The sequence below is a fragment of the Trichloromonas sp. genome, from assembly GCF_041583255.1.
In the GTDB taxonomy this organism is placed as follows: Bacteria; Desulfobacterota; Desulfuromonadia; order Desulfuromonadales; family Trichloromonadaceae; genus Trichloromonas.
This window is the reverse complement of the sequence record NZ_JBFHGD010000234.1, coordinates 1-4,772: the sequence shown is the minus strand read 5'-3', so window position 1 is coordinate 4,772 and position 4,772 is coordinate 1. Positions and strand designations below refer to the sequence as shown.

At 60.8% G+C, this 4,772-nt stretch carries 3 protein-coding genes, 1 pseudogene and 1 riboswitch; of the genes and pseudogenes, 3 read left to right on the top strand and 1 reads right to left on the bottom strand.

Annotated features, from left to right (window positions below; all coding sequences use genetic code 11):
• Positions 1 to 454 (bottom strand): annotated as a pseudogene (locus ABYV89_RS14600) (alanine--glyoxylate aminotransferase family protein); the annotation flags it as partial.
• A gap of 81 nt (positions 455 to 535) precedes the next feature.
• Positions 536 to 621: riboswitch (ZMP/ZTP riboswitch) on the bottom strand.
• Positions 622 to 788: 167 nt separating this feature from the next.
• On the opposite strand from ABYV89_RS14600, the gene ABYV89_RS14595 reads away from it, so the two are divergent.
• The 3 genes from ABYV89_RS14595 to groL form a co-directional block, all read left to right on the top strand.
• Positions 789 to 2,918 (top strand): hypothetical protein, encoded by a 2,130-nt coding sequence (locus ABYV89_RS14595; protein ID WP_432823668.1) that lies wholly within the window; start codon positions 789 to 791, stop codon positions 2,916 to 2,918.
• A 223-nt stretch (positions 2,919 to 3,141) separates the two neighbouring features.
• Complete coding sequence (gene groES / locus ABYV89_RS14590) at positions 3,142 to 3,432, top strand: co-chaperone GroES (RefSeq protein ID WP_432823667.1); 291 nt, start codon at positions 3,142 to 3,144, stop codon at positions 3,430 to 3,432.
• Positions 3,433 to 3,470: 38 nt separating this feature from the next.
• Positions 3,471 to 4,772, top strand: a 1,302-nt coding sequence (gene groL / locus ABYV89_RS14585) for a chaperonin GroEL (RefSeq protein ID WP_432823666.1), incomplete at its 3' end; no start/stop codon positions are given.

The window sequence follows — 4,772 nt, the reverse complement described above, 5'->3', positions numbered from 1 at the left end:
TTTTCATCACGCAGGCAATCTCCTCGAGGGGGGAGAGCACGCCGGTGGAAGTTTCGTTGTGTACCAGGGTCATGGCGTCGTACTTGCCGGTGGCCAGCGCCGCATCGACCATCTCGGGGGTGATCGGCTGCCCCCACTCGGCGGCAAACAGGTCGGCCTCGAGGCCGCAGCGCCGGGTCACGTCATTCCACTTGCTGCTGAAGGCGCCGTTGCCGAAGTTGGCACAGCGCTTCTGCACCAGGTTGCGCACCGCCCCCTCCATCACCCCGAAGGCGCTGGAGGTGGAAAGAAAGACCGGGCTCTGCGTGTTCAGCATCGTCTTCAAGCCGCTTGTGACCTCGCGATGCAGGACCGCGTACTCCTTCATGCGATGGCCGATCATCGGTGCGGCCATGGCGGCAAAGACGTCCGGGCTTACTTCCACCGGCCCGGGGATATAAAGCTTCTTGCCCATGGTTTGTGCTCCTTCAAGAAGAGAGGTTTCCCTGCAGCAAACAACCGGCCGACATAAAAAAACGCCCGGCCCTGTCGGATGCAGAGGAGCCCAGGCGTACGGCTGCGACGGTCGTTAATTCCTGCTCCCTGGTGGTTCCCCACCTCGCGCCAGTTACAGGAGACCTTTAAATAGGCTGCACCAGCAGGTGCAGCCCTGATTCCTTAACACACCCGCGCGGCCGCTGTCAAGGAAATCCCTCGTTGACATTCCCGCCCGCGACAGGTAGGATGCGAGGGATTTTTGATGTGTTTCCAACGCTTTGATGAACTTCAGCAAAAGGATTTCCTGCCGTATGTGGATACTGATGAAACGCCTGCTGGCCCTGCATGTATTGGTGCTGATGACCGCGGTTTCCGCCCAGGCGGCCCTCACCTTCGGTGCCGCCCCGGCCGCGGACTCCCTGCTCCAGTCGGTTCCGCAGGCCCAACGTTTCGGGGCCTACCTCGAGAAACACCTGGGAGAGCCGGTTGATGTCCGCATCTTTCCCAATGACCGACACCTCAAGGAAGCCTTGAATAGCTATTCCGATGTCGACCTGGCCATCCTCCCCATGGCAGACATGATCGTCGTTCGTCAGGGGATGGACAGCGGCCTCCTTTCCCGTATCCAGACCGTGCTTTCCGGCATGGAACAAGATCCGGAAGGACAAACCCTGCTATCCGATTTTGGCATCAAGCGCTTTTCCCTGGCCGGCAGCGCCAAACCGTTATCGACGACGCCTTTCGCGCAGCGCTCCATCAAGCCCCGATCGGCAGCCTCTCGCCAGCCGGCGGTAAACTCACCCGCAAAATCGACCGAATACACCCTCGGTACCGTCGTCGATCCCGGCGCACCGCTGCGCAGCAAGGAAGCCGCAGAAGAATTTGCCGCGGCCCTCGGTCAGCGGCTGAACACCCGGGTGGCGGTGCGGGAATTCAAGGACGAAACAACCCTGCACGACTGGCTCAACCGCTACCGGATGGTCGAACTGGCGCTGCTGCCCGGCGGTTATCTGCAGAAGCAGCCGGCCGGCGAATTTGAATTGCTCGCGCAACCAGACGACCTGGCCAACCAGAAACTGAGCGCCGGAAACTGGCTGGTTGCCCAGCAGGGACTTGATGATCGCCAGCTCGCTCGTTTCAACAGCAGCCTGGAACAACTCAAGGGAACCCCCCTTGCGCCGCTGGCGAGCCGCCCTTCGCGCCCCGCTGCGGTAACCACTTCCAGGCCGACGGCCCCGCCGGAGATCATCCGCCACACCCGCCCGACCCGCTCGCCGGAACCACCTGCGGTATTCGCCCCAGCCAGCCGGACCGCAACCAAACTCACCTTCGGCGCCGTGCTTGCTGCTAATGCCCCGTTTAGCAGCGAGGACCAGCTTCAAACCTTTGCCCGACTGCTTGAAAACCGTCTTGGCACGACCGTCAATGCACAGTCATTCAAAGACCAGAAAACCCTGCAGGAGTGGCTCAGCCGCTTCCGGATGGTCGATGTCGGACTGTTTGACGAAAGCTATCTGCAGAAACAACCGGCCGGTGAATTCGCGCCGCTGCTTCCGTCCGGAGAACTCGGCGCAAGCGCCGGCAGCCGCCTGGTCGGTCGCCAGGGACTCGACAAAGCCATGCTGGCTCGTGTTCGCAGCACCCTGCAACAAATGAAAAACGACCCGGAAGTGGCCCGCCTGTTTCGGGCTCCTTCGTCCGTCGCACCGCTAGCGGCGGCCGCCCCCGCCGCAGTGCCGCCCCGGCCTGTCGTGGAACCAAAACCGCTAATTGTCGAAGCACCGACACCCGCCCCGGTCGTAAAACCCGTGACTCCTGCGGCTCCGCCGGTGGTTCAAGCCCGGCCGGCACCAGCCATCCTTGAGCCGAAACCCGAACCGGTTCTCCCGGTCGCCCCCCCGGTTGTCGTCGAGCGGCTGCCGGAGGCACCCAAGCCCGTGCCGCTGCCGCAAGCAGCCCCCCCGATCGCCGTGAGACCGGCGCCCCCCGAGGTGGTCTTTCGGCCGTCCGTGCAGCGGGAGCAGGTTTACCTTGCCCCCTTCATCAGCGTCATGGTTCCGGGCTCCGTGGCGGAAAAGATCTTCGACACCTTTGTCGACAAGCTCAACGCCGACGGCATGGACCGCCAGTATGAGTTCGTCATCCTCAAGGGGGGGCTCGATTCCGTCGACCCCAGCTGGCTGGCTGAGCGCAGTTACGTGACCGGCGAGATTTTCGGTTATGTTGAAGAGTCCGGCTGCTGCTCGACCGACATCCGCACCAAATCCCGGGTCTTTCTGTACCGTCAGGGAAGCCCTCTTCCGACCCTGAAGCACGAGCACCCGGTCAAGATTTTCTTCGACCACGATTATTCCACCATCGAAAAGGAGCGCCAGAACATCGCCGACAACATCGCCAGCGAACTGTCGACAAAAGTCCGCGATGCCCTGCGTGGGTCCTAAGTCCCCGCATTTTTTTTCAGATTACCCTTGACTTTCCCACTCCCCTGATTATATTTAGCCCTGTTGTTAGCACTCTCTGCCGGAGAGTGCTAACAACAGCAGCCTCCCTCAAAGAGGCCTGATCCGCCGGATCCCCATCGGCAACAGGCGTCTTTTTTGTTTCTGTGCTTCAAACGGGCAGCGTCCCGAAACCTTATTAAATGATCGGAAAGGAGAACAGCTCATGAACATCAGACCGTTGCAGGACCGCATCATCGTCAAGAGGATCGAGGAAGAAACCAAGACCGCCGGGGGCCTCATCATCCCCGATTCCGCCAAGGAAAAGCCCATGATGGGCATGGTCATCGCTGCCGGCAACGGCAAGAAGACCGACGACGGCAAGGTTCTCGCTCTGGACGTGAAAGTCGGCGACAAGGTGCTGTTCGGCAAATACGCCGGCACCGAGATCAAGGTCGACGGCCAGGAGTATCTCATGATGCGTGAGGACGACATCCTCGGCGTCGTGGAAAAGTAATCCGTACATCATTCATTTCGATAAGGAGATAGAGAATAATGTCTGCCAAAGAAATCAAGTTTTCCCAGGACGCCCGTAACAGCATCCTCAACGGGGTTAACCTGCTGGCCGCTGCCGTCAAGGCCACCCTCGGTCCCAAGGGCCGCAACGTCATCATCGACAAGTCGTACGGCGCTCCTTTGATCACCAAGGACGGCGTCACCGTCGCCAAGGAAATCGAACTGGAAGACCGCTTTGAAAACATGGGTGCCCAGCTGGTCAAGGAAGTCGCTTCGAAGACCTCGGACGTTGCCGGCGACGGCACCACCACCGCCACCGTGCTGGCCCAGGCCATCTACCGCGAAGGCGTCAAGCTGGTTTCTGCCGGCCACAACCCGATGGAAATCAAGCGCGGCATCGACAAGGCCGTCGAGGCAGCCGTAGCCAGCCTGAAAGAACTCTCCAAGCCGATCAAGGATCACAAGGAAATCGCCCAGGTCGGCACCATCTCGGCCAACAGCGACTCCACCATCGGCAATATCATCGCCGAGGCGATGGAGAAAGTCGGCAAGGAAGGGGTCATCACCGTAGAAGAAGCCAAGGCGATGGAAACCACCCTCGAGACCGTCGAAGGGATGCAGTTCGACCGCGGCTACCTCTCCCCCTACTTCGTCTCCGATCCGGAGCGCATGGAATCGACCATGGAAGATGCCCTGGTCCTGATCTACGAAAAGAAGATCAGCACCATGCGCGACCTGCTGCCGATTCTCGAGCCGGTCGCCAAGCAGGGCCGTCAGCTGCTGATCATTGCTGAAGACGTTGATGGCGAAGCGCTGGCGACCCTGGTCGTCAACAAGCTGCGCGGCACCCTGAACATCTGCGCCGTCAAGGCCCCGGGCTTCGGCGACCGCCGCAAGGCCATGCTCGAGGACATCGCCATCCTGACCGGCGGCACCGTGATCTCTGAAGACATGGGCCACAAGCTGGAGAACGCTACCCTTGACCTGCTCGGGAGCGCCAAGCGCGTCGTCATCGACAAGGACAACACCACCATCATCGACGGCGCCGGTGCTGAAGCCGACATCCAGAACCGCGTCAAGGTGATCCGCGCCCAGATCGAAGAGACCAGCAGCGACTACGACAAAGAGAAGCTCCAGGAGCGCCTCGCCAAGCTGGTCGGCGGCGTTGCCGTGGTCAAGGTTGGCGCAGCCACCGAAACCGAGATGAAAGAAAAGAAAGCCCGCGTCGAAGACGCCCTGCACGCTACCCGCGCGGCTGTCGAAGAACCCCTTCGCCAGATCGCTGCTAACGCTGGTCTCGAAGGCTCCATCGTCGTTGAGAAGATCATGGAAGGCAAAGGT

Bases quoted from the DNA above. Each gene is read 5' to 3' on its own strand.
- ABYV89_RS14595 (WP_432823668.1), top strand. From the start codon at position 789: ATGTGGATACTGATGAAACGCCTGCTGGCCCTGCATGTATTGGTGCTG.
- groES (WP_432823667.1), top strand. From the start codon at position 3,142: ATGAACATCAGACCGTTGCAGGACCGCATCATCGTCAAGAGGATCGAG.